A 22,811-nucleotide genomic window follows, 5' to 3' on the forward strand; every position below is an offset into this window, starting at 1 on the left:
TCAGGCGCCATCAATGCTGATGCGCCGACGCCATCGCTGGCAAGCCAGCTCCCACATTGAAGCCTAGTCGCTCTTAACCGAGCTGAGCGGCGACGTCTTCTGGAATGTCCGCATTGGAATAGACGTTCTGCACGTCATCCAGGTCTTCCAGCATGTCGATCAGCTTGAGCACCTTCTCCGCACCTTCCAGATCCAGCTCGGCGCTGGTGGTCGGCTGCATGACGATTTCCGCGTCGTCGCCCTTGAATCCGGCCGCTTCCAGCGCGTTACGCACTGCGTAGAAGCTGGTGAACGACGTGAACACATCGATCGAGCCGTCCTCGTGCGTGACGACGTCATCGGCGTCAGCCTCAAGCGCCGCTTCGGTCAGCGCGTCTTCGTCAACGCCCGGCGCGAAGCTGATCTGGCCCTTGCGTTCGAACAGATACGCCACCGAACCGTCGGTGCCGAGGTTGCCGCCGCATTTGCTGAACGCGTGGCGCACCGCCGCAGCGGTACGATTGCGGTTGTCGGTCATGCACTCGACCATCACCGCCACGCCGCCCGGGCCGTAGCCTTCGTAGGTCAGCTCTTCAACGTTGTCCGCCTCGGTCGCACCGGCGCCGCGCGCAACGGCGCGGTCGATGATGTCGCGGCTCATGTTCGCGCTCAACGCCTTGTCCAGGGCCAGACGCAGACGTGGGTTGGAACCGGGATCACCGCCGCCCTGACGGGCCGCAACGGTCAGTTCGCGGATCCACTTGGTGAAGATCTTGCCCCTCTTGGCATCCTGACGTTCTTTGCGGTGCTTGATGTTCGCCCACTTGGAATGACCTGCCATAACTCGCTCCGAATTCTCTTTGAAACGTTGCCCGCCCTGCGCTCGCAGCGGCCGGCAAACACAAAAATCTCGACCTGTTCTTTATAGAAAGAAAAAAGGCGCATCCGAAGATGCGCCTTCAGGCCCGTCTTACTCAGCCTTTGGCGTTTCGCGCAAACGAATGTGCAGCTCGCGCAAGGCCTTGGCATCCACCACGCCCGGAGCCTGCGTCATCACGTCGGCAGCACTCTGAGTTTTCGGGAAGGCGATCACTTCACGGATCGACTGGGCGCCGGTCATCAGCATCACCAGACGGTCCAGACCGAAGGCCAGACCACCGTGCGGCGGTGCACCGTACTTCAGCGCGTCGAGCAGGAAGCCGAACTTCTCTTCCTGTTCCGCTTCGTTGATGCCCAGCAGGCGGAATACCGCTTGCTGCATTTCCTTGCGGTGAATACGGATCGAACCGCCGCCCAGCTCGGTGCCGTTCAATACCATGTCGTAGGCGCGCGACAGTGCGCCGGCCGGGTTGGCCTCGAGCTCCTGCGGGGTGCACTTCGGTGCAGTGAACGGGTGGTGCAGCGCCGAGAAGCTGCCGTCGTCGTTCTCTTCGAACATCGGGAAGTCGACGACCCACATTGGCGCCCACTCGCAGGTCAGCAGCTTGAGGTCGTGACCGAGCTTGATGCGCAGCGCGCCCAGGGCTTCGCTGACGATCTTGGCCTTGTCGGCACCGAAGAACACGATGTCGCCATCGACCGCGCCGACGCGATCAAGGATCACGTTGAGCTTGTCTTCAGGGATGTTCTTGACGATCGGCGATTGCAGACCGTCAACACCGGCCGCGCGCTCGTTGACCTTGATGTAGGCCAGGCCCTTGGCGCCGTAGATGCCGACGAACTTGGTGTAGTCGTCGATCTGCTTGCGCGGCATGCTCGCCCCGCCTGGAACGCGCAGTGCGGCAATGCGGCACTTCGGATCGTTGGCCGGACCGCTGAACACCTTGAATTCGACTTCCTTGAGCTGGTCGGCAACGTCCACCAGTTCCAGCGGAATACGCAGGTCCGGCTTGTCGGAACCGTAGCGGCGCATGGCTTCTTCGAAGGTCATGTGCGGGAATTCGCCGAATTCCAGATCCAGCACTTCCTTGAACAGGTTGCGGATCATTTGCTCGGTCAGGCCCATGATCTCTTTTTCATCGAGGAAGCTGGTCTCGATGTCGATCTGGGTGAATTCCGGCTGACGGTCGGCGCGCAGGTCTTCGTCGCGGAAGCACTTGGCGATCTGGTAGTAACGATCGAAGCCGGCCACCATCAGCAGTTGCTTGAACAGCTGCGGCGATTGCGGCAGGGCGAAGAAAGAACCGGCGTGAGTACGGCTTGGCACCAGGTAGTCACGCGCACCTTCAGGGGTGGCACGGGTCAGGATCGGTGTTTCGACGTCGAGGAAACCGTTTTCGTCGAGGAAGCGACGGATGCTGGTGGTCATGCGCGAACGCAGACGCAGCTTCTCGGCCATTTCCGGACGACGCAGGTCGAGGAAGCGATAACGCAGACGGGTTTCTTCGCCGACGTCGGAAAACTCGTTGAGCGGGAACGGCGGGGTTTCCGACTCGTTCAGCACTTCCAGTTCGTAGCCCAGCACTTCGATCATGCCCGAGGCCATGTTGGCGTTGGTTGCGCCAGCAGGACGCAGACGCACCTTGCCGGTGATCTTCACCACGTATTCGCTGCGCACGCGATCGGCGGCGGCAAAGCTCTCGGCGCGATCCGGATCGAAGACCACCTGGGCCAGACCGTCACGATCACGGATGTCGAGGAAAATCACCCCGCCGTGGTCGCGACGACGGTGAACCCATCCGCAAAGGGTAATTTCCTGACCTTCCAGGCTTTCGTTCAGTTGGCCGCAATAGTGGCTGCGCATCATGATAATGGTTCGCTTCTCGTCATTCGATATTCGGTGGAGATCCCGTTGCTCAAGCAATGCGGAAACTCACGCGTGTCGTTCGTTCAGGGCTTGAACCCTAGTCAGCTTTGTCGCCACCGGCCAGATTCTTCTTGGCTCCGGTCTTGAAATCGGTCTCGTACCAACCGTTGCCGCTGAGGCGAAAACCCGGCATGGACAGCTGTTTCTTCAGTTCGGGCGCCTGACAGGCAGGGCAGTCGACCAGCGGTGCGTCGCTGATCTTCTGAATGGCTTCCAACTGATGACCACAGGAAGCACATTGGTAATCGTACATCGGCATGGAGGTGTCTCGGCGATCAGATTGCTGCCGCGCGCAGGGCTTTGCGGCGAAAGAGCGGGATTATATCGATTAAATGCGGCCTGTGCAGCCGGTAAGCTGCACAGGCCGCGACCTCGTTTACATGTGCCGTATCAGAGCGAATCGGACCGCGCCTCCTGACCAATGCCGTTCATCACACACACAACCCGCACCAGTGCGCTGAAATTCTTCACCCCGCCGTGACGCAGATGCACCTCACGGTCGACGTGAGACAACAGCGAGCTGATCGAACAGCAGTTGTCCGCCGCCATCGAGCCGAGGATATTCCAGTAGACCTGCTCAAGACGCAGGCAGGTGGCGTAACCGTTCAGGCGTACGGACCTCGACAATGGCCTGATCAGCGCCATGTCGAATCCGCTGACGAACGGATCGACCTTTAAAGCATGTGGCGCGCCGACTCTGCGGTCGCCGCGCCTGTCTCCTTCAACCATATCGCTGACACTCCTTTGTCATCTCTGCTTGTCTGAAAAAGTCACATCCTGTGGCTTTTATAAAAGCGCAGACACAAAGTTATAGCCAGACGACTTGTAGACCGTCGCCGTAGGATAAGCCAACGATACAAGTAAGACTTTGCTCGGGTACGCAGGCCTTGGGAGACAAGGCCTGCGTACGGCAATCAGGCTTCGAGCAATGCGCGCAGCATCCACGCGGTCTTCTCGTGCACCTGCATGCGCTGGGTCAGCAGGTCGGCGGTCGGTTCATCGCTGACCTTGTCGAGCAGCGGGAAAATCCCGCGCGCCGTGCGGGTCACCGCTTCCTGGCCTTCGACCAGTTGTTTGATCATGTCTTCGGCGCTCGGCACGCCCTCCTCTTCCTTGATGGAAGACAGACGTGCGTAGGTGGCGTAGGCGCCCGGCGCCGGAAAACCCAGGGCGCGGATACGCTCGGCGATCGAGTCCACCGCCAGCGCCAGTTCGTTGTATTGCTCTTCGAACATCAGATGCAGGGTACGGAACATCGGGCCGGTGACGTTCCAGTGGAAGTTATGGGTTTTCAGATACAGCACGTAGGTGTCCGACAACAGACGCGACAGTCCTTCGACGATGGACTTGCGGTCTTCTTCACTAATACCGATATCGATTGCCATGGTGACCTCCTGAGGGCGATTGATTTCATCCAAAAGATGCAGGCCCACTCTAGCAAGGCTGCCGCCACCCCGCAGCCCCGATCAAACGCTTGCACTGCGACAAAACGACCAACGCACTGCCACTGGCCGGGCTGATTTGAGTCGCCGCAGGCTTTGCTGTTAAATAGGCGATGTGTCGCCATGCCCCGTTTTTCGGGGTGTTCGCGCATAGGCTGATGCCGTGAACGTGTCCACCGCCTCTTTTTTTGTTCCGAAGCGAACCGTCCGCCTTCAGCTCTTCCTTGTGAGCCGTCATAAACGTGAGCCAATCAAAATGTTGAAAATCGTCCACCTGCTGATGGGCGCAGCGGCCTTGCTGCTGTCGTTCATACCCAGCTTGAAATCCGAAGCCGTTCCCTACCTGCAACAACCCGATGCACTTTACCTGGCCTTTTTCGGCCTGCTGAACCTGATCCTTGCGCCAGTAATTCCCTACTGGAACAAAGGCCCGCGTCAGCATCTGCAAAACCTGGTCAGCGCTCTTCTGGTACTGACCGTCGTCCTGCAAACCCTGACCCTGATCGCACCGATGCCGGTCATTGCCGGCCAGCCTGCCGTGCTGTTCAGCCTGGTGATCGCACTGGTTGCGGTGGTCGTGCACCTGGCGGTGAGCTTCTATCGTTCTTCACCGGCCGCCGCGCCGACCAGCTACGACATGACCAACCGTGATACTGGCACCGTCAAATGGTTCAACACCTCCAAAGGCTTCGGCTTTATCTCGCGCGATTCCGGCGATGATATTTTCGTGCACTTCCGTGCGATCCGTGGCGAAGGTCACCGCGTTCTGGTCGAAGGCCAGCGCGTGGAGTTCTCGGTGATGAACCGCGACAAGGGCCTGCAAGCCGAGGACGTCATCGCCGCGCTGCCGCGCCGCTGACCCAAAGCAAAAAACCGCGAACAGCCTGGCTGCTCGCGGTTTTTTTATGCCTGCATGAAATCAATAATGCGGCGGCGGTGCGTCTTCTTCGAAAGAACCGAACTGCCCGACCATTTCTTCCTGGCGCTTGAGCAGTGCCGCCATCTGCAGCTGCAGGCGCTCGACCACGCGCTGCTGCTCCACCAGAACGTCATTCAACGCCTGAATCGTATCGTCCTGAAAGGCCAGCCGGCTCTCCAGATCGGTAACGCGTTGTTCCAGAGTCATGACTCAGCCCTCCACAAAAGTGAAATCGTCGGTCAGCACCAGGCGCAGGCGCTCGCGGATGGCGGCGACCTGTTCTGCACTGTAGGCCAGGGCCGGATGCTTGCCCCAGACCGGCGCCGGCCAGGCGGCATCATCGTGTTTGCGCACGATGACATGCATGTGCAACTGGCTGACAACGTTGCCCAAGGTGGCGACGTTCAGTTTGTCGGCATCGAACGAATCCTTGAGCAGCTCGGCCAGCGTGGTGGTTTCCTGCCAGAGTTGCTGCTGATCAGCGACATCCAACTGAAACAACTCGCTGATATCCTCGCGACGCGGCACCAGGATGAACCACCGGTACTGGCTATCGTTGGACAGCAGCAAGCGGCAAAGCGGGAAATCACCGATGACCAGCGTGTCCTGTTGAAGTCGTGAATCTAAAGCAAACACTGCGCGCACTCCCGGCTGATCGACATATTCAGCTTAGCGGCGATCACTGTGGACGGCCCGCCAAGCGACAGGCGTGCAGCATACCTGTGAATGCGCGAGCCTTCACGACAGCGCGGCCTGCTATCGTCGAGCTGGCGCCCCGACATGGGACATTTGCGAGCGCTACGCACCAACACGGAACCCATACCCATCGCCATCCCGGTGAAATGCTCGACACACGCCCTATGCTCGGCCTCTCAAGCGCCAAAAGCAGCGGGAAGTCGAACAGGGGCAGAAAATTATTTGCACCAAAATCGCACAACACGTCTACGCTCAGTGCGTCGGGCATCCGCCGAATACTCACTGACGGGGTGAACGGGTAACGTTTTTGGTTGTCACGCGCGCGAACCAGCGTGACAACACCATGGCAGGGCTGACGTCAAGCGCAGAAAAAAACAGGGTTGAAGCCCCCGTTTCACAAGGTTTTCACAAATGCAGAGAGAGGTTCGGGAAAATAACCGCAAGGAAAACGCGGTTTGAGCACGCTTGTTGCATTCGTACTCGTATGGACTATAAGCGCACCACCGGAAGTGGATGCCTAAGCCCCATAAAAACAGTGGCAGGGTTGCCCGATGGAGATTCAAGTGTTTTGCCAGGGACTCTTTTTTACCGATGCAAAAAGGCCCATGAACAGCGAGAAAGTTGTCAGTCCGGCTGCGTCGGTACTGTGAATTTGCGACATCCATCCAGTCATTCGCGACAACGTCGTAAAGAAGCTGAAAGGTTGAATTCGCAAGTATCGCCAACATTGTCGGCGTGATATAAGTTTGCGCCGACACAAAAAGAAAGAGCCGCCCAGATAATAAAACAGGTGGGACGGCAGTACTCTTCTAAAACCAAAGGAGCAAATCACGATGCGCGTGATGAAGTGGAGCATGATCGCACTGGCAGTTGCAGCAGCTGCCGGTTCTCAGTTGGCTACGGCCGCACCGTTCGTTAGTGACCAGGCAGAGGCCAAGGGCTTCGTTGAAGACGCCAAAGCTGACTTGCTGATTCGTAACTATTACTTCAACCGCAATAACAAGAATGGCGGCAACGACCAGAAAGACTGGACCCAGGGTATCTGGGGCAACTTCAGCTCCGGTTACACCCAAGGCACCGTAGGCGTGGGCATTGATGCCTTCGGTTATCTGGCCATCAAACTCGATGGCGGTGACGGCACTGGTGGCACCGGCAACATGAGCCGCGATGCCGATGGCGAAGTCAACGACAGCCAGGGCAAAGCCGGTGCTGCGGTCAAGTTCCGCGTATCGAAAACCGAGCTGAAAGTGGGCGACATGCAGCCGAGCACCTCTCCAGTGTTCGCAGTCGGTGGTTCCCGTATCCTCCCGCAAACTGCCAGCGGCTTCCAGCTGCAGAGCAGCGAAATCAAAGACCTTGATCTCGAGGCCGGCCACTTCTACTCGGGTACCAGCCAGGACCGTAACTCCCGCGAAGGTGGTCTGTACGCCAACTACGCTGGCGAAGAAGCCAACACCATCGACTACTTCGGCGGCAAGTACGGCATCACCGAAAACCTGAGCGCATCGCTCTACGGCGCCAAGCTGGAAGACATCTGGAACCAGTACTACGCCAACGTGAACCTCACCACGCCTTTCAGTGGTGACACCTCGCTGAACACCGACTTCAACATCTACCGCACCACCGACACCGGTGACGCGAAAGCCGGCGATATCAGCAACACCACGTTCTCCCTGGCAACCGCTCTTTCGTTCCTGAAAGCGCACACCATTACCCTGGCCTTCCAGAAGGTCAACGGTGACACGCCTTTCGACTACATCGGCGTGGGCAAGAACAACCGTGGTGGCGACTCGATCTTCCTCGCCAACTCCATTCAGTACTCTGACTTCAACGGTCCGAACGAGAAATCCGCTCAGATCCGTTATGACATCAAAATGGCCGAGTACGGCGTTCCAGGTCTGAGCTTCATGACCCGTTACGTTAAAGGCTGGGACATCGATGGCACTAACACCCCAACTGGCAGCGCTTACGCTGGCCTGTACGGTGAAGATGGCAAGCACAACGAGACCAACCTGGAAGCCAAGTACGTTGTTCAGTCTGGCCCGGCAAAAGATCTCTCCTTCCGCATTCGTCAAGCATGGCACCAGGCTAACGCTGACCAGGGCGAAGGCGACATCAAAGAGTTCCGTCTGATCGTTGACTACCCGCTGTCGCTGTTGTAATCGCATCCAGTTAGTTTGCGATAACAAATAAAAAGGCCCATCTCAGGATGGGCCTTTTTTATTGCTGCTGTATTCAACTGCGTTGACTGCCGAGTCAGACAGTTAATTAGCAACCTATCATTTAGTTGCCGGTTCCTGCATTACACGAATAACCCGCTGCGGAAAAGGAATATCAATCCCGGCGGCTTTCAGGCGATCGCGCGACAGTTCATTGAACATGAACATAACATCCCAGTAGTCGGCAGTTTTAACCCAGACCCGCAAGGAAACCGTGATCGAACTGTCACCCAGTGTCGAAATTACCGCCTGTGGCTCAGGGTCCTGCAATACGCGCTCATCCTTGGCCAGGTCCAGCAACACCTGACGGGCTTTTTGCAGGTCTGCTTCGTAATCGACACCGACATCGAACACAACCTTGCGCGTCGGCTGACGATTGGTGTTGGTGATGATGCCGTTCGACAGATTGCCGTTGGGCAGGATGATGGTCTTGTTGTCGCCGGTACGCAGCACGGTGTGAAAAATCTGGATGCTGTCGACAGTGCCCGCCACGCCTTGGGCTTCGATCCAGTCTCCGATGCGGAACGGCCGGAACAGCAGAATCAGCACGCCACCGGCGAAGTTCGCCAGGCTGCCCTGCAACGCCAGACCAATGGCCAGACCGGCCGCACCGATGGCCGCGACGAACGAGGTGGTTTCCACGCCGATCATCGACGCGACGCTGACGATCAGCAGTACCTTGAGAATGATGTTCGCCAGGCTGCTGATGAAGCCTTGCAGCGCCAGATCGGCATTGCGCAGGGCCAATAGACCGCCGAGCTTTTGCGTGACCTTATTGATCAGCCACCAGCCGATGGCCAGGGTAATCACCGCCAGCAGCACGCGGCTGCCGTACTCCATGATCATCGGAATCCACGCCTGGGACGCCTTGACCAGGTGGTCCACCTCAGCATTCAAATCCATGTTCTTTCTCCTGATTTCCGGCTTCCCGGGGTGTACACAAAATAATGTGGGAGCGAGCCTGCTCGCGAATGCGGTGTGTCATTCAAAGATGAATTGACCGACACCTTGCATTCGCGAGCACACTCGCTCCCACACAGTCACAGAGCAGTTTAGTCGCGGAAATTGTTGAACTGCAGCGGCATGCCGAATTCCTTGGCGCGCAGCGCCGCGATGGCTTCCTGCAGGTCGTCGCGCTTCTTGCCGGTCACACGTACTTGCTCGCCCTGGATGGCGGCCTGCACTTTCAATTTGGCTTCCTTGATGTGGCCGACAATCTTCTTCGCCAGTTCCTTGTCGATGCCTTCCTTGAGCACGGCGTCCTGCTTCATCAGCTTGCCCGAGGCATAGGCATCCTTGACCTCAAGGCACTGCACGTCGATCTTGCGCTTGACCAGCGCCAGCTTGAGGATCTCGATCATCGCCTCGAGCTGGAATTCAGCCTCGGCGGTCAGGCTGACGGTCAGGTCCTTTTCCTTGAACTCGAAGCTGCCTTTGCCTTTCAGGTCATAACGACGGTCGAGCTCCTTCACGGCGTTCTCGACCGCGTTGGTGAGCTCGTGTTTGTCCAGTTCGGATACCACGTCGAACGACGGCATGTAATCTCTCCAATAAAAAGGCGCGCTCGATGGTGATGGAGCGCGCTTGGCTTGCGGTTAAAATCGGGCTCATTATAACGGGTCTTTTCCCACCGATACGGCGCGCCGCACATGCCTGCAAGCAATCGAGCAAAAAACTGATGTCAACTCCCTGGCATGTATTGGGCGCCGGCAGTCTCGGCACGTTATGGGCGACCCGCCTGGCCCGCGCGGGCCTGCCGGTGCGGTTGATCGTGCGCGACCAGACGCGTTTGCGCAGCTACGAGGCCGCCGGTGGACTGACCCTGGTAGAAAACGGACAAGCCAGTACCCATGCAGTTCCCGCTGAAACCGCAGACCACCCCGCGCCGATCCGCCGCCTGCTGGTGGCGTGCAAGGCGTACGACGCTGAAAGCGCCGTCGCCCGCATCGCCCCGCGTCTTGCAATGGATGCCGAGCTGATCCTGCTGCAGAACGGCCTCGGCAGTCAGGACGCGGTCGCCGCCCAAGTGCCGCATGCACGTTGCATCAGCGCCTCGAGCACCGAAGGTGCATTCCGTGATGGCGACTGGCGCGTGGTGTTTGCCGGTCATGGTTTCACCTGGCTCGGCGATGCCGCAAATCCATTGGCGCCGATCTGGCTGGACGATCTGCAAGCGGCCAATATTCCCCATGAATGGACCGCCGACATCCTCACTCGCCTGTGGCGCAAACTGGCGCTCAACTGCGCGATCAACCCGCTGACGGTGTTGCACGACTGCCGTAACGGCGGATTGACCGAGCATCACTGCGAAGTCGCCACGCTGTGTGGCGAGCTGGCCGAATTGCTTGAACGCTGTGGCCAACCGGCTGCGGCGGACAGTCTGCAAGCGGAAGTCGAGCGGGTGATTCACGCCACCGCGGCCAATTACTCCTCGATGTACCAGGACGTCGCCAACCATCGCCGTACCGAAATCAGTTACCTGTTGGGCCACGCCTGCAAAGTTGCCGAGCGCCATCAGGTTAACCTGCCGCACCTGCAACAATTGCAGCAGCGCCTGATCGGCCATCTGCGCAGCCTCGGATTGCCCAGCGACTGAGCAGCGGCTACGCTGGCGACTTGTTCCTTTGCTGCGATAAACCTGATGCCATTGCGCCAGCGCCTCGAAAACCTGCCGGTCGGCCAGAAATTACTGGCTGCCCTGCTGGTGTTGTTGACCACGGTTCTGCTGGTCGCCAACCTGACCTTCATCAGCGCCGCCTATTACATCTCCCAGGAAAGCATGGCCCCGCAGGCCTTGCAGACCATCGGCCGGCTGATCTCCAACCCGAGCCTGGTCAGCGAAGCCCTGCAATCTCCGCAAAGTGCCGAACGCCTGCTCAAGGAGCTCGACAGCTATTCACCGCTGCGCGCCGCCGCCCTCTATGACGGCAAAGGGCAACGTCTGGCGCAAGTGCAGCGCGGCGACAAACTCAGCCTGCCGGAGCATTACCGCCACGTCGAGGCGTGGCAATTGACCGAGTTTCGCAGCAACCAACTGATCACCCTGCCCCGTCCCGGCACCTCACCGGGCCACCTGTTGCTGGTCGCCAGCAGCGAATTGCCGATGGCGTTCTACACCGGTACGTTGACCGCAAGCCTTGGCATTCTGATTTTCAGCGTGCTGCTGTGGCTGGTGATTGCCCGGCAGATCAAACGCCTGATCACCCGGCCGATCCATCAGCTCGAGGAGCTGTCGCGGCAGGTTACGCGTGAAGAGAACTACGCTTTGCGCGCCGCGCGCGGCAATCACGATGAAATCGGCAGCCTGGCCGAGGCGTTCAACACCATGCTGTCGCGCATCGAAGCGCGCGAGCAGCAGCTCAAGCGTGCCCGCGATGATTCGCAAGCGGCTTACGATCAGGCCCAGGGGCTGGCGGAAGAAACCCGCCACACCAATCGCAAACTGGAACTGGAAGTCCAGGTGCGCAGCAAGATCGAGAAGAAGCTCACCGGTTTCCAGAATTACCTCAACAGCATCATCGACTCGATGCCCTCGGCGCTGATCGCCCTCGACGAGCAGCTCTACGTCACCCAATGGAACCAGGAAGCCAGCGCCCTCTCCGGCACGCGTCTGGACGAAGCGCTGAACCAGCCGATCTTCCTTGCCTTCGAACCGCTCAAGCCGTTTCTGCCGCAACTCAAGCAGACCGTCGAGCAGCACACCGTGGCGAAAATCGAGCGGGTCACCTGGTTCAAGGATGAAGAGCCGAAGCACTACGCGCTGACCTTTTATCCGCTGATGGGCGGTGCCGGGCGCGGCGTGGTGATCCGCATCGATGACATCACCCAGCGCCTGTCGCTGGAAGAAATGATGGTGCAGTCGGAAAAAATGCTCTCGGTCGGTGGCCTCGCCGCCGGCATGGCCCACGAGATCAATAACCCGCTGGGGGCGATCCTGCACAACGTGCAAAACATCCGCCGACGCCTGTCCGCGGATCTGCCGAAGAACCTGGAAACCGCCGAACAACTGGGCATCGAACTGGACACGGTCAACCGCTACCTGCAAGGGCGCGAAGTGCCGCAACTGCTCGATGGCATTCAACAGGCCGGTGCGCGAGCGGCGAAAATCGTTACACACATGCTCAGTTTCAGCCGCCGCAGCACTCGGCAAATGGCCCCGTGCGACTTGCCGGCACTGATCGACCAAGCCGTGGAAATCGCTGGCAACGACTTCGATCTGGCCATCGGTTTCGACTTCAAGGGCCAGGCGATCATCCGCCAGTTCGACCCGGCGCTCGGCCCGGTGCCGGGCACCGCCAACGAGCTCGAGCAGGTGCTGCTCAATTTGCTGAAAAACGCCGCACAAGCCATTCACCAGCGCGAAGACGACCGCGAGCCGGGACGCATCATCTTGCGCACCAGACTCAATCCGCCCTGGGCCGAAATTCAGGTCGAAGACAACGGCATCGGCATGAGCGAGAGCGTGCGCAAACGCACCTTCGAGCCGTTCTTCACCACCAAGGAAATCGGCCAGGGCACCGGGCTGGGCCTGTCGGTGTCGTACTTCATCATCACCAACAATCACAAAGGGCAGATGGAAGTGCAGTCCGCGCCGGGCCAGGGCACCTGTTTCACCTTGCGTCTGCCACTGACCCAGCCAACACCCATCGCCGCTGAAAACCATCAACTACCGAGGTAACCCATGGGCTTTCGCCTGTCGAAAATCTACACCCGCACCGGCGACACCGGCGAAACCGGCCTGGGCGATGGCCGTCGCGTGCCCAAGGATCATCCACGCATCGAAGCGATCGGCGAAGTCGATACGCTGAACAGTCAGGTCGGCGTGCTGCTGGCCGGATTGATCGCCGAGCGTGAAAGCTGCCCGGGGCTGAATGAGCTGATCGAGGTGTTGACGCCCTGTCAGCATCGCCTGTTTGATTTGGGTGGCGAACTGGCAATGCCGGAATATCAAGCCTTGAACGCAGCGGAAATCGAACGTCTGGAAGCGGCGATCGACGTGTGGAATGAAGAGTTGGGGCCGCTGGAGAATTTCATCTTGCCCGGTGGCTCAATGCTCATCGCTCAAGCGCATGTGTGCCGCAGCCTGGCGCGCAGTGCCGAGCGGCGTTGCCAGCATCTGAATGCGCTGGAACCGCTGGCCGGGGTTGGCCTGGCGTATATCAATCGGTTGTCGGATTTGCTGTTTGTTGCGGCAAGGTTGATTGCGCGGCGGCAAGGGGTGGCGGAGATTTTGTGGCAGGCGGCGGCAAAACCCCAGGATAAGTAGCGTTTGAAAGTCCGCTTCGCGAGCAGGCTCACTCCTACAGTTGACCGTATTCCAACTGAAGAAACGCGATCAAATGTAGGAGTGAGCCTGCTCGCGATGGGGCCATCAGCCTTTACAGAGACTCAGGCCAGAACGCGCGAATCCCCGCGACACCCTGCGCCCCGACACTCCAGGCCTTGTCCCGCTCCGCAGGCCCTACTCCACCGAGCAAAAACACCGGTTTGCTGAAACCCTCGATCAAAGTCTCTGCCTGTTCCCACCCTAATGGCTGAGCATCCGGGTGGGTCAGCGTCGGCTGCACCGGCGACAGGGTGACGAAATCCACCCCCATCTGCTCGGCCAGCGCCAGCTCTTCGGCGTTGTGGCACGACGCGGCCAGCCAACGCTCTGCCGGCAACGGCCGCCCCGCCGCTGCGTATTTGCGCAACTGCGCCGAGGTGATGTGCCAGCCGGCCGACGGGAAATCGCCGAGCCATTCGAACGGCCCCTTGATCATCAATTGCGCCTTGCCGGCACACAGGCCGACCGCATCCACCGCCAGATCGCGGTACTTGGGGTCGTAGCCATTCGGCGCACGCAACTGAATCAGCTTGATGCCACCCGCAATCGCCTTCTGGATCCCGCGCAGCAGCGCCGGGGTTTCCAGATCCTCGGGGGTGATCAGGTACTCGGCGGGCAAACGCGCCGCGGCGACGATCGGCTGGTTGGCCGCGGGGAACTCGTAATTCACCAGCTCCTTCGCCGTGACCCAAGCCAACGGCTGGCCCTCGGCGCCATGCGGTTCGCCAGTGAATGCCGAGACTTCCCAGACATCCAGCAACACTTGTTTGTCCGGATAATCGTGGCGAACCTTGATCAGCGGCCGGGCAGCGCCAACGACGATGCCCAGTTCCTCGTTCAACTCCCGCGCCAGCGCGCTTTCAACCGATTCGTCAGCCTCGACCTTACCGCCGGGAAATTCCCACAGACCACCCTGATGCTGGGTGTCGGCGCGGCGAGCGATGAGGATTTTGCCGCTGGCGTCACGAATGACCGCCGCGGCGACGTGAACGCGTTTCACGGCTTCAATTCCTCCAGTCCGGCCTTCTGCCACGCTTTGAATGCAGGCCATTGGTAGACGGTTTCAACATAGGCTTCGTCAGTGGCCGGCAGTTGCACTTGATAGGTGCGCAGGCGTACGGCGATCGGCGCGAAAAAAGCATCCGCCAGGCTTACGCGACCGAACAGGTACGGCCCTTCTTCGGTCGCCGCTGCACGACATTCCGCCCACAAGGCGAGCATGCGCTCGATGTCGACCTTCACTTCTGGCGGCACCGGATCGAGCGGCGCGTCGTGATTGAGGTTGAACGGCATGTGATTGCGCATGGCGAAGAAGCCGCTGTGCATCTGCGCGCAGGCAGAGCGGGCCTGTGCGCGGGCGAAAATATCGCTCGGCCAGAGCTGCTCGGAGGGGAATTGCTCGGCGAGGTATTCGGCGATCGCCAGCGAATCGGCGATGGTACCGCGCGTGGTTTTGAGCAGCGGCACCTTGGCGGTTGGCGAATGCTTGAGCAGTAGCGCGCGGGTGTCGGGCTTGCCGAGTCTGATCAGTTCTTCGCTGTAGGGTGCGCCGGTCAGCTCCAGCGCCAGGGCGGCGCGCAGGGACCAGGAGGAAAGCAGTTTGTCGCCGATGATCAGGTGCAGGGACATGGTGGTGGCGCCTTTTCGTCAGAGGGAAAACTCTAAATAAGTGGTGTCCGGGCTGGCGCAATCGCGAGCAGGCTCACTCCTACAGGGGTTTTGTGAACGACACAGATCCCTGTGGGAGCCAGCCTGCTGGCGATGCAGGCGACTCGGTCTCGGATCAGGTGCGGTACTCAGCGTTGATCTTCACATACTCGTGCGACAGGTCGGTGGTCCAGATGGTTTCGCTGCAATCGCCGCGACCCAGCTCGATGCGGATGGTGATCTCCTCCTGCTGCATCACCGCCGAGCCTTGCGCTTCAGTGTAGGTCGCCGCACGGGCGCCGCGGCTGGCGATGCATACCTCGCCGAGGAACACGTCGATCTTGCTCACGTCCAGCTCCGGCACACCGGCACGGCCAACGGCGGCGAGAATACGGCCCCAGTTCGGGTCGGAAGCGAACAGCGCGGTCTTGATCAGCGGCGAGTGGGCCACGGTGTAGCCGACGTCCAGGCATTCCTGATGATTGCCACCGCCGTTGACTTGGACGGTGACGAACTTGGTCGCGCCTTCACCGTCACGCACGATGGCCTGAGCCACGTCCATGCACACTTCGAACACCGCTTGCTTGAGCTTGGCGAACAGCTCGCCTTCAGCACGGGTGATCTCTGGCAGCGCAGCCTTGCCGGTGGCGATCAGCATGCAGCAGTCGTTGGTCGAGGTGTCGCCGTCGATGGTGATGCGGTTGAACGACTTGTTGGCGCCATCGAGCATCAGGTTGTGCAGCACATCGCGCGAGACTTTGGCATCGGTGGCGATGTAGCCGAGCATGGTCGCCATGTTTGGGCGAATCATGCCGGCGCCTTTGCTGATGCCGGTGACGGTGATGGTCACGCCGTCATGCTCGAACTGGCGACTGGCGCCCTTCGGCAGGGTGTCGGTGGTCATGATCCCGGTGGCGGCGGCTTCCCAGTTGTTTTCCGACAGATCGTCAAGCGCCGCTTGCAGCGCGCCTTCGATCTTCTCGACTGGCAGCGGCTCACCGATTACCCCGGTGGAGTACGGCAGGATCTGACTGGCATCGACGCCGGTCAGCTCGGCCAGTTTCGCGGTGGTGCGCTCGGCAGCCGCCAGGCCCGGCTCGCCGGTGCCGGCATTGGCGTTACCGGTGTTGGTCAGCAGGTAGCGCACGGCATTCTGCACGCGCTTTTTCGCCAGGATCACCGGCGCCGCACAGAACGCGTTCAAGGTGAACACGCCCGCCACGGTCGAGCCCTCGGCACAGCGCATCACCACCACATCCTTGCGCCCGGGGCGCTTGATGCCGGCCGAGGCGATACCGAGTTCAAAACCGGCAACCGGGTGCAACGTTGGCAACGGACCAAGACCAACAGCCATGAATGCGCTCCTTACTCAATGATGTCAGCACCGCCACTCGCAGCGACGGTGGTGTGAATGGCAAAACGCCGCGACGGCAGAAGCCGGTCGCGGCGCGGGTAGTTCAGCGAGTGCGACGGGTTTTACTGAATCTGCCCGTGGCAATGCTTGTATTTCTTGCCCGAACCGCAATAGCACAGCTCGTTGCGGCCCAGCTTCTGCTCGTTGCGTACCGGCGCGGTGGCGAGGGCGACATCGACTTCTTCACCCAGCGCTTCGGGCTGATCCAGCCCTGGCGCTTCGGCGTGTTCGAACTGCATGCGGGCGGCCAGCGCTTCGGCTTCCTGACGCAGGCGTTGCTCTTCGGCTTCCGGATCTTCGCGGCGAACCTGAACGTGCGACAGCACACGGATCGAGTCGCGCTTGATCGAATCGAGCAGCTCGGAGAACAGCGTGAACGACTCGCGCTTGTACTCCTGCTTCGGGTTCTTCTGCGCATAGCCACGCAGGTGGATGCCATGACGCAGGTGATCCATGGTCGACAAGTGGTCTTTCCACAGGTCGTCCAGTACGCGCAGCACGATTTGCTTCTCGAACGAGCGCAGTGCTTCGGCACCGGCCTGATCTTCTTTTTCGTTGTACGCGGCGATCAGCTCGGCCATCAACTTCTCGCGCAGGGTTTCTTCGTACAGATGATCGTCTTCGTCGAGCCACTGCTGGATTGGCAGTTTCACGCCGAAGTCGCTTTCGATCGTCGCTTCCAGACCGGCGACATCCCACTGCTCGGGCAGCGATTGCGGCGGAATGTGCGCGCTGACGGTAGCGTTGAGCACGTCCTGACGGAAGTCGGCGATGGTTTCACCGATGTTGTCGGCGGCCAGCAACGTGTTACGCATGTGATAGATCACTTTACGCTGTTCGTTGTTGACGTCGTCGAACTCGAGCAATTGCTTGCGGATGTCGAAGTTGCGACCTTCAACCTTGCGCTGTGCCTTCTCGATCGCGTTGGTCACCATACGGTGTTCGATCGCTTCGCCCGGCTGCATGCCCAGGGCTTTCATGAAGTTCTTCACCCGGTCAGAGGCGAAGATGCGCATCAGGCTGTCTTCCAGCGACAGGTAGAAGCGGCTCGAACCGGCATCGCCCTGACGGCCGGCACGGCCACGCAACTGGTTGTCGATACGACGCGATTCGTGACGCTCGGAAGCGATCACCTGCAAGCCGCCCGATTCCAGCACTTGCTGGTGACGCTTCTGCCAGTCGGCCTTGATCTGCGCGATCTGCTCAGGGCTCGGGTTTTCCAGCGCCGCGACTTCCACTTCCCAGTTGCCGCCCAACAGAATGTCGGTACCGCGACCGGCCATGTTGGTGGCGATGGTCAGGGCGCCCGGACGACCGGCCTGAGCGATGATTTCAGCTTCTTTTTCGTGGAACTTGGCGTTCAGGACCTTGTGTTCGATGCCTTCCTTGGCGAGCAGGCTGGACACGTGCTCGGAAGTTTCGATGGTCGCCGTACCGACGAGGATCGGACGGCCCTGGGCCATGCCTTCCTTGATGTCGTTGATGATCGCCGCGTATTTCTCTTCGGCGGTCAGGAACACCAGGTCGTTGTAGTCTTTGCGCGCCAACGGTTTGTTCGGCGGAATGACCACGACCGGCAGGTTGTAGATCTGGTGGAACTCGAACGCTTCGGTGTCAGCGGTACCGGTCATGCCGGACAGCTTTTCGTACAGACGGAAGTAGTTCTGGAAGGTGGTCGAGGCCAGGGTCTGGCTCTCGGCCTGAATATTCAGACCTTCCTTGGCTTCGATGGCCTGGTGCAGGCCTTCGGACAAACGACGACCCGGCATGGTACGACCGGTGTGTTCATCGACCAGCACGACCTGACCGTCCTGCACGATGTATTCAACGTTGCGGTTGAACAGCTTGTGCGCACGCAGACCGGCATAAACGTGGGTCAGCAGGCCGAGGTTGTGCGCCGAGTACAGGCTCTCGCCTTCGGCCAGCAGGCCGACGCGGGTGAGCATGTCTTCGATGAACTGGTGACCGGCTTCGTTGAGTTCGACCTGACGGGTCTTTTCGTCAACGGTGTAGTGGCCGGCCTTGGTGACCTGACCTTCGACTTCTTCGATGTGCAGTTCCAGCTGCGGGATCAGTTTGTTGATCTCCATGTACAGCTTGGAGCTGTCCTCGGCCTGACCGGAAATGATCAGCGGGGTACGCGCTTCGTCGATGAGGATGGAGTCGACTTCGTCGATCACGGCAAAGTTGAGTTCGCGCTGGAATTTTTCTTCCATGCTGAACGCCATGTTGTCGCGCAGGTAGTCGAAACCGAATTCGTTGTTGGTGCCGTAGGTAATGTCGGCGGCGTACGCCAGACGCTTCTCTTCCGGCGGCTGGAACGGCGTCACGACGCCGACGGTCAGGCCGAGGAATTCGTACAGCGGACGCATCCAGTTGGCGTCACGACGGGCCAGGTAGTCGTTCACCGTCACCACGTGCACGCCCTTGCCGGACAGTGCGTTGAGGTAAACGCCGAGGGTCGCCACCAGGGTTTTACCCTCACCGGTGCGCATTTCGGCGATCTTGCCTTCGTGCAGGGTCATGCCACCGACGAGTTGCACGTCGAAGTGGCGCATGCCCATCACGCGCTTGCCGGCCTCGCGGGCCACGGCAAAGGCTTCAGGCAACAGCTTGTCGAGGGTTTCCCCTTTGGCGATGCGGTCCTTGAACTCTTGAGTCTTGGCGCGCAATTGATCGTCCGAAAGGGCCACCATTTGCTCTTCGAAGGCATTGACGAGCTGCACCGTCTTGAGCATGCGTTTGACTTCACGCTCGTTCTTGCTTCCAAAAAGTTTCTTTAACAAAGGCGCAAACATATCGGCAGGATCTTCCACACTAAAGGGATGGAGGGCGGCCCCGTGAGTCGCCCGTGCAGCCCTCATGGCCGCATGCGAACGAGCATTCTACCCGGAAACGGTGGTGAGGAAAGTGGCGATGTTCCACGATGCTGGCACTGCGCTTTGACGGGGCTCACTTGAAATAAGGGCGTTTTGCTCAACTTCAAGCCACGCGGGCAAGAAGTTAGTCGTTGATTTAATGAGCAAAGCAGGGACAAAAGCAATGGGCGAGTGGTTCCGCAGCTTTCTGCTACCATGGCGCCTCTGTTACTTCAGGTGTTCGATCATGGCATTTCGCCCTCTCACGGCCAGAGCACCCGCCGTTCTGCTACGCGAAGCCAAGCCGCTCAAAGCCATCCTCGGCCATGCCCAACGGCTGGGACATTTGCAACGTCTGCTCGAAAGCCAGCTACAACCCGCCGCCCGCGAACACTGCCATGTGGCGTCGTGGCGCGAGGGCAGTCTGCTGCTGATTGTTACCGACGGCCACTGGGCAACACGCTTGCGCTATCAGCAGAAACGCTTGCAGCGGCAATTGCAAATGTTCGACGAGTTCGCCAGCCTGACGCGGATTCTGTTCAAGGTGCAGCCGCCGACGGTGCAGCGCGGCGCGACCGGGCACACCATGGATCTGTCGACCGATGCCGCCGCGACGATTCAGGAAACGGCCAATGGGATCAGCGATCCGGGTTTGCGTGCGGCGCTGGAACGACTGGCAGCGCACGCCAAGGCCAAAACCTGAAATCAGCAAACCCCGCAGGAGCGAGCCTGCTCGCGATAGCGGTAGATCAGTCACTACAAGTGTCGACCGCTGCATCGCCATCGCGAGCAGGCTCACTCATTGTTTTAGCGGCGTTTGCTGCCACCGAGCAAAGAGCCCATCAAACCGCGCACCAGTTGCTTGCCCAGATTGTTGGCCGCCTGGCGCATGGCTGACTTCAGTGCCTGCCCCGCCGCGGTGCCGAGGAACTCCCCGGCCCGGTCGGCCAGGCTCGGTTCTTCGGCAGCCGCTTTGCCTGCGGGCGCTTCAGCTTCCGGCGCCAGGCCTTTACGCCCCATGAGGATTTCATACGCCGACTCGCGGTCGATCGGTTTGTCATAACGGCCCTTGTACGGCGATCCGGCAATCAGCACGGTGCGTTCGGTTGCGCTGAGCGGCCCGATCCGCGATTGCGGCGGCGCGACCAGCACACGCTGGACGATTTCCGGCGTGCCCTTCTCGGTCAGCGTGCCGACCAAGGCCTCGCCAATCCCCAACTCGGTCAATACCGACAAGCTGTCGAACGCCGGATTCGGGCGGAACCCCTCGGCCACCGCGCGCAAGGATTTCTGCTCTTTGGCAGTAAACGCACGCAAGCCGTGCTGGATACGCAAGCCCAGTTGGGCCAGCACGTCATCGGGCAGATCGGCGGGCGACTGGGTGACGAAATACACGCCAACGCCCTTGGAGCGAATCAACCGCACCACTTGTTCCAGACGCTCCTGCAACGCCTTCGGTGTGTTGCCAAACAGCAAATGCGCCTCATCGAAGAACAGCGCCAGCAGCGGTTTGTCGGCATCGCCCCGCTCCGGCAATTGCTCGAAAAGCTCGGCCAGCAGCCACAACAGGAACGTTGCATAGACCTTCGGCGCTTCGTGCACCAGACGGCTGGCGTCGAGCAGATGAATACGTCCGCGGCCATCGGCGCTCGGTTGCAGAATGTCTTCCAGTTGCAATGCCGGCTCGCCGAACAAGGCTTCTGCGCCCTGCTGCTCAAGGGTTGCCAAGCGGCGCAGCAGCGCCTGACTGGAGCCAGTGGTCATCAGCGCCGCGTCTTCGCCGAGCAACTGAGGATTGTCCTTGAGGTGATTGAGCAGCGCTTTCAGGTCTTTCATATCGAGCAACAACAGGCCTTCGCGATCGGCGACCTTGAACGCCGCGTACAGCGCCGACTGCTGACTGTCGGTGAGTTCCAGCAGACTGCCGATCAGCAGCGGGCCCATTTCGCTCAACGTGGTACGGAGCGGATGCCCGGATTCGCCATGAATATCCCACAGGGTCACCGGGTACGCCTGCGGTGTGTGGTTGAGCCACGGCATCCCGGCGATGCGCTCGGCGACCTTGCCCTGTGGATTGCCGGCGGCACCGAGGCCGCACAGGTCACCCTTGATGTCGGCGGCGAACACCGCGACACCGGCGTCGCTGAACGCTTCGGCCAGGCGCTGCAAGGTGACGGTCTTACCGGTGCCGGTGGCGCCGGCGATCAGGCCGTGGCGGTTCGCCAGGCGCATCGCCTGAGCAGTCTGCTGGCCAGCCGGATCGGCGCCGATTACGAGTTGCGAGGAGTCAGGCATTTTGTCACCCAATGGTTAATCTTTGATGCTGCATGGCCGATAAAAAGGTTGAGAGACCCGACCCGGGTCAGCCGGACATTTCCCTAAGGAGAGACGGAAATATCAGCTTTTTTTGACCCTTGCCCGTTTCACGTGCCTCTATAAAAGCACGCCCGGGACATTAAGACCTTAGCGGAACCCCAAGCCATGAACAAAAATCTGCGCTTCAGCCATAAAATCCTGCTTGCCGCCGCCCTCGTCGTCATCGCCGCCTTCGCCTCGTTCACTCTTTATAACGATTGGTTGCAACGCAACGCGATCCGCGATGACTTGAACAGCTACCTCGAAGAAATGGGCGAGGTCACCGCCGGCAATATCCAGACCTGGCTGACCGGCCGCATTCTGCTGATCGAGAACGCCGCCCAGAACATCGCCGCCAATCCGGAACCTGCCAACGTCGCCAGCCTGCTCGAGCAGAAAACCCTGACCTCGACGTTCATGGCCACCTACCTGGGTGATGCCACCGGCCATTTCACCATCCGTCCCGACACGAAAATGCCGGACGGTTTCGATCCGCGCGTTCGTCCCTGGTACAAGGGCGCCGAAAGCAGCAGCACCTCGACCCTGACCGAGCCGTACATCGATGCGGCAACCGGCCAGTTGATCATTTCCATCGCCACCGCCTCGAAAAAGGCCGGCCAGAGCGTCGGCGTGGTCGGCGGTGATCTGAGCCTGCAATCGCTGGTCGACACCCTCGCCGCGCGGGATTTCGACGGCATGGGTTATGTGTTTCTGGTCAGCGCCGACGGCAAGATCCTCGTGCACCCGGACAAGGCCTTGGTGATGAAGTCACTCAAAGAAGCCTATCCGCAGGACACGCCGCGCATCAGCAGCGACTTCAGCGAAGTCAGCGTCGATGGCAAGACCCGCATCGTCACCTTCGCGCCGATCAAGGGTTTGCCCTCGGTGAACTGGTACATCGGCTTGTCGGTGGACAAGGATCAGGCGTTCGCGATGCTCAGTGAATTCCGCACCTCGGCGGTGATCGCGACGGTGATTGCCGTGGCGATCATTCTCGCGTTGCTGGGCATGCTGATCCGCATCCTGATTCAGCCGCTGCACGTCATGACCCGCGCCATGGAAGACATCGCCGACGGCGAAGGCGATCTGACCAAGCGCCTGACCATCGTCAACCACGATGAGTTTGGCGTGCTGGGCACTGCATTCAACC

The 22,811-nt window shown here is 60.0% G+C and carries 20 protein-coding genes and 1 pseudogene; 7 read left to right on the forward strand and 14 right to left on the reverse strand.

Features of this window, described 5'->3' with window-relative positions; genetic code table 11:
- Positions 1-73 precede the first annotated feature (73 nt).
- From BLU52_RS18550 to BLU52_RS18570, 5 genes are all read right to left on the reverse strand, one after another.
- The gene (locus BLU52_RS18550) at positions 74-820 is read right to left on the reverse strand and encodes a YebC/PmpR family DNA-binding transcriptional regulator (protein ID WP_034153419.1); all 747 of its coding nucleotides are present in this window, start codon (positions 818-820) and stop codon (positions 74-76) included.
- Between the two features lie 129 nt (positions 821-949).
- Entirely contained in the window at positions 950-2,725 is a 1,776-nt protein-coding gene (gene aspS / locus BLU52_RS18555; RefSeq protein ID WP_090285617.1) for an aspartate--tRNA ligase, read from the reverse strand.
- A gap of 97 nt (positions 2,726-2,822) precedes the next feature.
- Positions 2,823-3,044: an FmdB family zinc ribbon protein gene (locus BLU52_RS18560; RefSeq protein WP_016773499.1), complete on the reverse strand. Its 222-nt coding sequence runs from the start codon at positions 3,042-3,044 to the stop codon at positions 2,823-2,825.
- 131 nt (positions 3,045-3,175) lie between these two features.
- Positions 3,176-3,514, reverse strand: coding sequence for a ribbon-helix-helix domain-containing protein (locus tag BLU52_RS18565; protein ID WP_090285620.1), 339 nt, complete (start codon positions 3,512-3,514; stop codon positions 3,176-3,178).
- 185 nt (positions 3,515-3,699) lie between these two features.
- A complete protein-coding gene (locus BLU52_RS18570) occupies positions 3,700-4,170 on the reverse strand; it encodes a Dps family protein (RefSeq protein ID WP_007951212.1) in 471 nt (156 codons plus the stop codon).
- Positions 4,171-4,483: 313 nt separating this feature from the next.
- On the opposite strand from BLU52_RS18570, the gene BLU52_RS27130 reads away from it, so the two are divergent.
- Complete coding sequence (locus BLU52_RS27130) at positions 4,484-5,086, forward strand: cold-shock protein (RefSeq protein WP_090285622.1); 603 nt, start codon at positions 4,484-4,486, stop codon at positions 5,084-5,086.
- Between the two features lie 60 nt (positions 5,087-5,146).
- On the opposite strand, the gene BLU52_RS18580 is transcribed toward BLU52_RS27130, so the two are convergent.
- Both BLU52_RS18580 and BLU52_RS18585 read right to left on the reverse strand, forming a co-directional pair.
- Positions 5,147-5,353, reverse strand: coding sequence for a SlyX family protein (locus BLU52_RS18580; protein WP_090285625.1), 207 nt, complete (start codon positions 5,351-5,353; stop codon positions 5,147-5,149).
- A gap of 3 nt (positions 5,354-5,356) precedes the next feature.
- The gene (locus BLU52_RS18585; protein ID WP_090285627.1) at positions 5,357-5,782 is read right to left on the reverse strand and encodes an HIT family protein; all 426 of its coding nucleotides are present in this window, start codon (positions 5,780-5,782) and stop codon (positions 5,357-5,359) included.
- Positions 5,783-6,675: 893 nt separating this feature from the next.
- Here BLU52_RS18585 and BLU52_RS18590 point away from each other — a divergent pair.
- Positions 6,676-8,004, forward strand: a complete 1,329-nt coding sequence (locus BLU52_RS18590; protein ID WP_090285629.1) for an OprD family porin — start codon at positions 6,676-6,678, stop codon at positions 8,002-8,004.
- A gap of 117 nt (positions 8,005-8,121) precedes the next feature.
- Here BLU52_RS18590 and BLU52_RS18595 read toward each other — a convergent pair whose 3' ends face one another.
- Both BLU52_RS18595 and BLU52_RS18600 read right to left on the reverse strand, forming a co-directional pair.
- On the reverse strand, positions 8,122-8,964 hold the full coding sequence (locus tag BLU52_RS18595) for a mechanosensitive ion channel family protein (RefSeq protein WP_090285631.1): 843 nt from the start codon (positions 8,962-8,964) through the stop codon (positions 8,122-8,124).
- A 149-nt stretch (positions 8,965-9,113) separates the two neighbouring features.
- Entirely contained in the window at positions 9,114-9,599 is a 486-nt protein-coding gene (locus BLU52_RS18600; RefSeq protein WP_090285634.1) for a YajQ family cyclic di-GMP-binding protein, read from the reverse strand.
- A 140-nt stretch (positions 9,600-9,739) separates the two neighbouring features.
- Here BLU52_RS18600 and BLU52_RS18605 point away from each other — a divergent pair, with 140 nt between their 5' ends.
- Genes BLU52_RS18605 through BLU52_RS18615 form a run of 3 tightly spaced genes read left to right on the forward strand, consistent with a single transcriptional unit; the run spans position 9,740 to position 13,327 of the window.
- Positions 9,740-10,657: a putative 2-dehydropantoate 2-reductase gene (locus BLU52_RS18605; RefSeq protein WP_090285637.1), complete on the forward strand. Its 918-nt coding sequence runs from the start codon at positions 9,740-9,742 to the stop codon at positions 10,655-10,657.
- A 45-nt stretch (positions 10,658-10,702) separates the two neighbouring features.
- Positions 10,703-12,739 carry a sensor histidine kinase gene (locus tag BLU52_RS18610; RefSeq protein WP_090285639.1) on the forward strand — a complete coding sequence of 679 codons (2,037 nt, stop codon included), beginning with the start codon at positions 10,703-10,705 and terminating at the stop codon, positions 12,737-12,739.
- Between the two features lie 3 nt (positions 12,740-12,742).
- Positions 12,743-13,327, forward strand: coding sequence for a cob(I)yrinic acid a,c-diamide adenosyltransferase (locus tag BLU52_RS18615; protein WP_090285642.1), 585 nt, complete (start codon positions 12,743-12,745; stop codon positions 13,325-13,327).
- Between the two features lie 112 nt (positions 13,328-13,439).
- Here BLU52_RS18615 and BLU52_RS18620 read toward each other — a convergent pair whose 3' ends face one another.
- The 4 genes from BLU52_RS18620 to secA form a co-directional block, all read right to left on the reverse strand.
- Positions 13,440-14,387: a Nudix family hydrolase gene (locus tag BLU52_RS18620; protein WP_090285645.1), complete on the reverse strand. Its 948-nt coding sequence runs from the start codon at positions 14,385-14,387 to the stop codon at positions 13,440-13,442.
- Positions 14,384-15,016 (reverse strand): glutathione S-transferase family protein, encoded by a 633-nt coding sequence (locus tag BLU52_RS18625; RefSeq protein WP_090285648.1) that lies wholly within the window; start codon positions 15,014-15,016, stop codon positions 14,384-14,386. The genes BLU52_RS18620 and BLU52_RS18625 overlap by 4 nt, the downstream gene beginning before the upstream one ends.
- A 154-nt stretch (positions 15,017-15,170) precedes the next feature.
- Positions 15,171-16,388, reverse strand: a complete 1,218-nt coding sequence (gene argJ / locus BLU52_RS18630; RefSeq protein ID WP_090285651.1) for a bifunctional glutamate N-acetyltransferase/amino-acid acetyltransferase ArgJ — start codon at positions 16,386-16,388, stop codon at positions 15,171-15,173.
- A gap of 122 nt (positions 16,389-16,510) precedes the next feature.
- Positions 16,511-19,246, reverse strand: coding sequence for a preprotein translocase subunit SecA (secA, locus tag BLU52_RS18635; RefSeq protein ID WP_090285654.1), 2,736 nt, complete (start codon positions 19,244-19,246; stop codon positions 16,511-16,513).
- Between the two features lie 307 nt (positions 19,247-19,553).
- On the opposite strand from secA, the gene BLU52_RS18640 reads away from it, so the two are divergent.
- Entirely contained in the window at positions 19,554-20,009 is a 456-nt protein-coding gene (locus tag BLU52_RS18640) for a DUF721 domain-containing protein (RefSeq protein WP_090285657.1), read from the forward strand.
- A 104-nt stretch (positions 20,010-20,113) separates the two neighbouring features.
- On the opposite strand, the gene BLU52_RS18645 is transcribed toward BLU52_RS18640, so the two are convergent.
- A complete protein-coding gene (locus BLU52_RS18645) occupies positions 20,114-21,601 on the reverse strand; it encodes a helicase HerA-like domain-containing protein (RefSeq protein WP_090288620.1) in 1,488 nt (495 codons plus the stop codon).
- Positions 21,602-21,931: 330 nt separating this feature from the next.
- On the opposite strand from BLU52_RS18645, the pseudogene BLU52_RS27340 reads away from it, so the two are divergent.
- Positions 21,932-22,771 (forward strand): annotated as a pseudogene (locus BLU52_RS27340) (HAMP domain-containing protein); the annotation flags it as partial.
- Positions 22,772-22,811 lie beyond the last annotated feature (40 nt).

The organism is Pseudomonas granadensis, from assembly GCF_900105485.1.
GTDB classification, from domain to species: Bacteria; Pseudomonadota; Gammaproteobacteria; order Pseudomonadales; family Pseudomonadaceae; genus Aquipseudomonas; species Aquipseudomonas granadensis.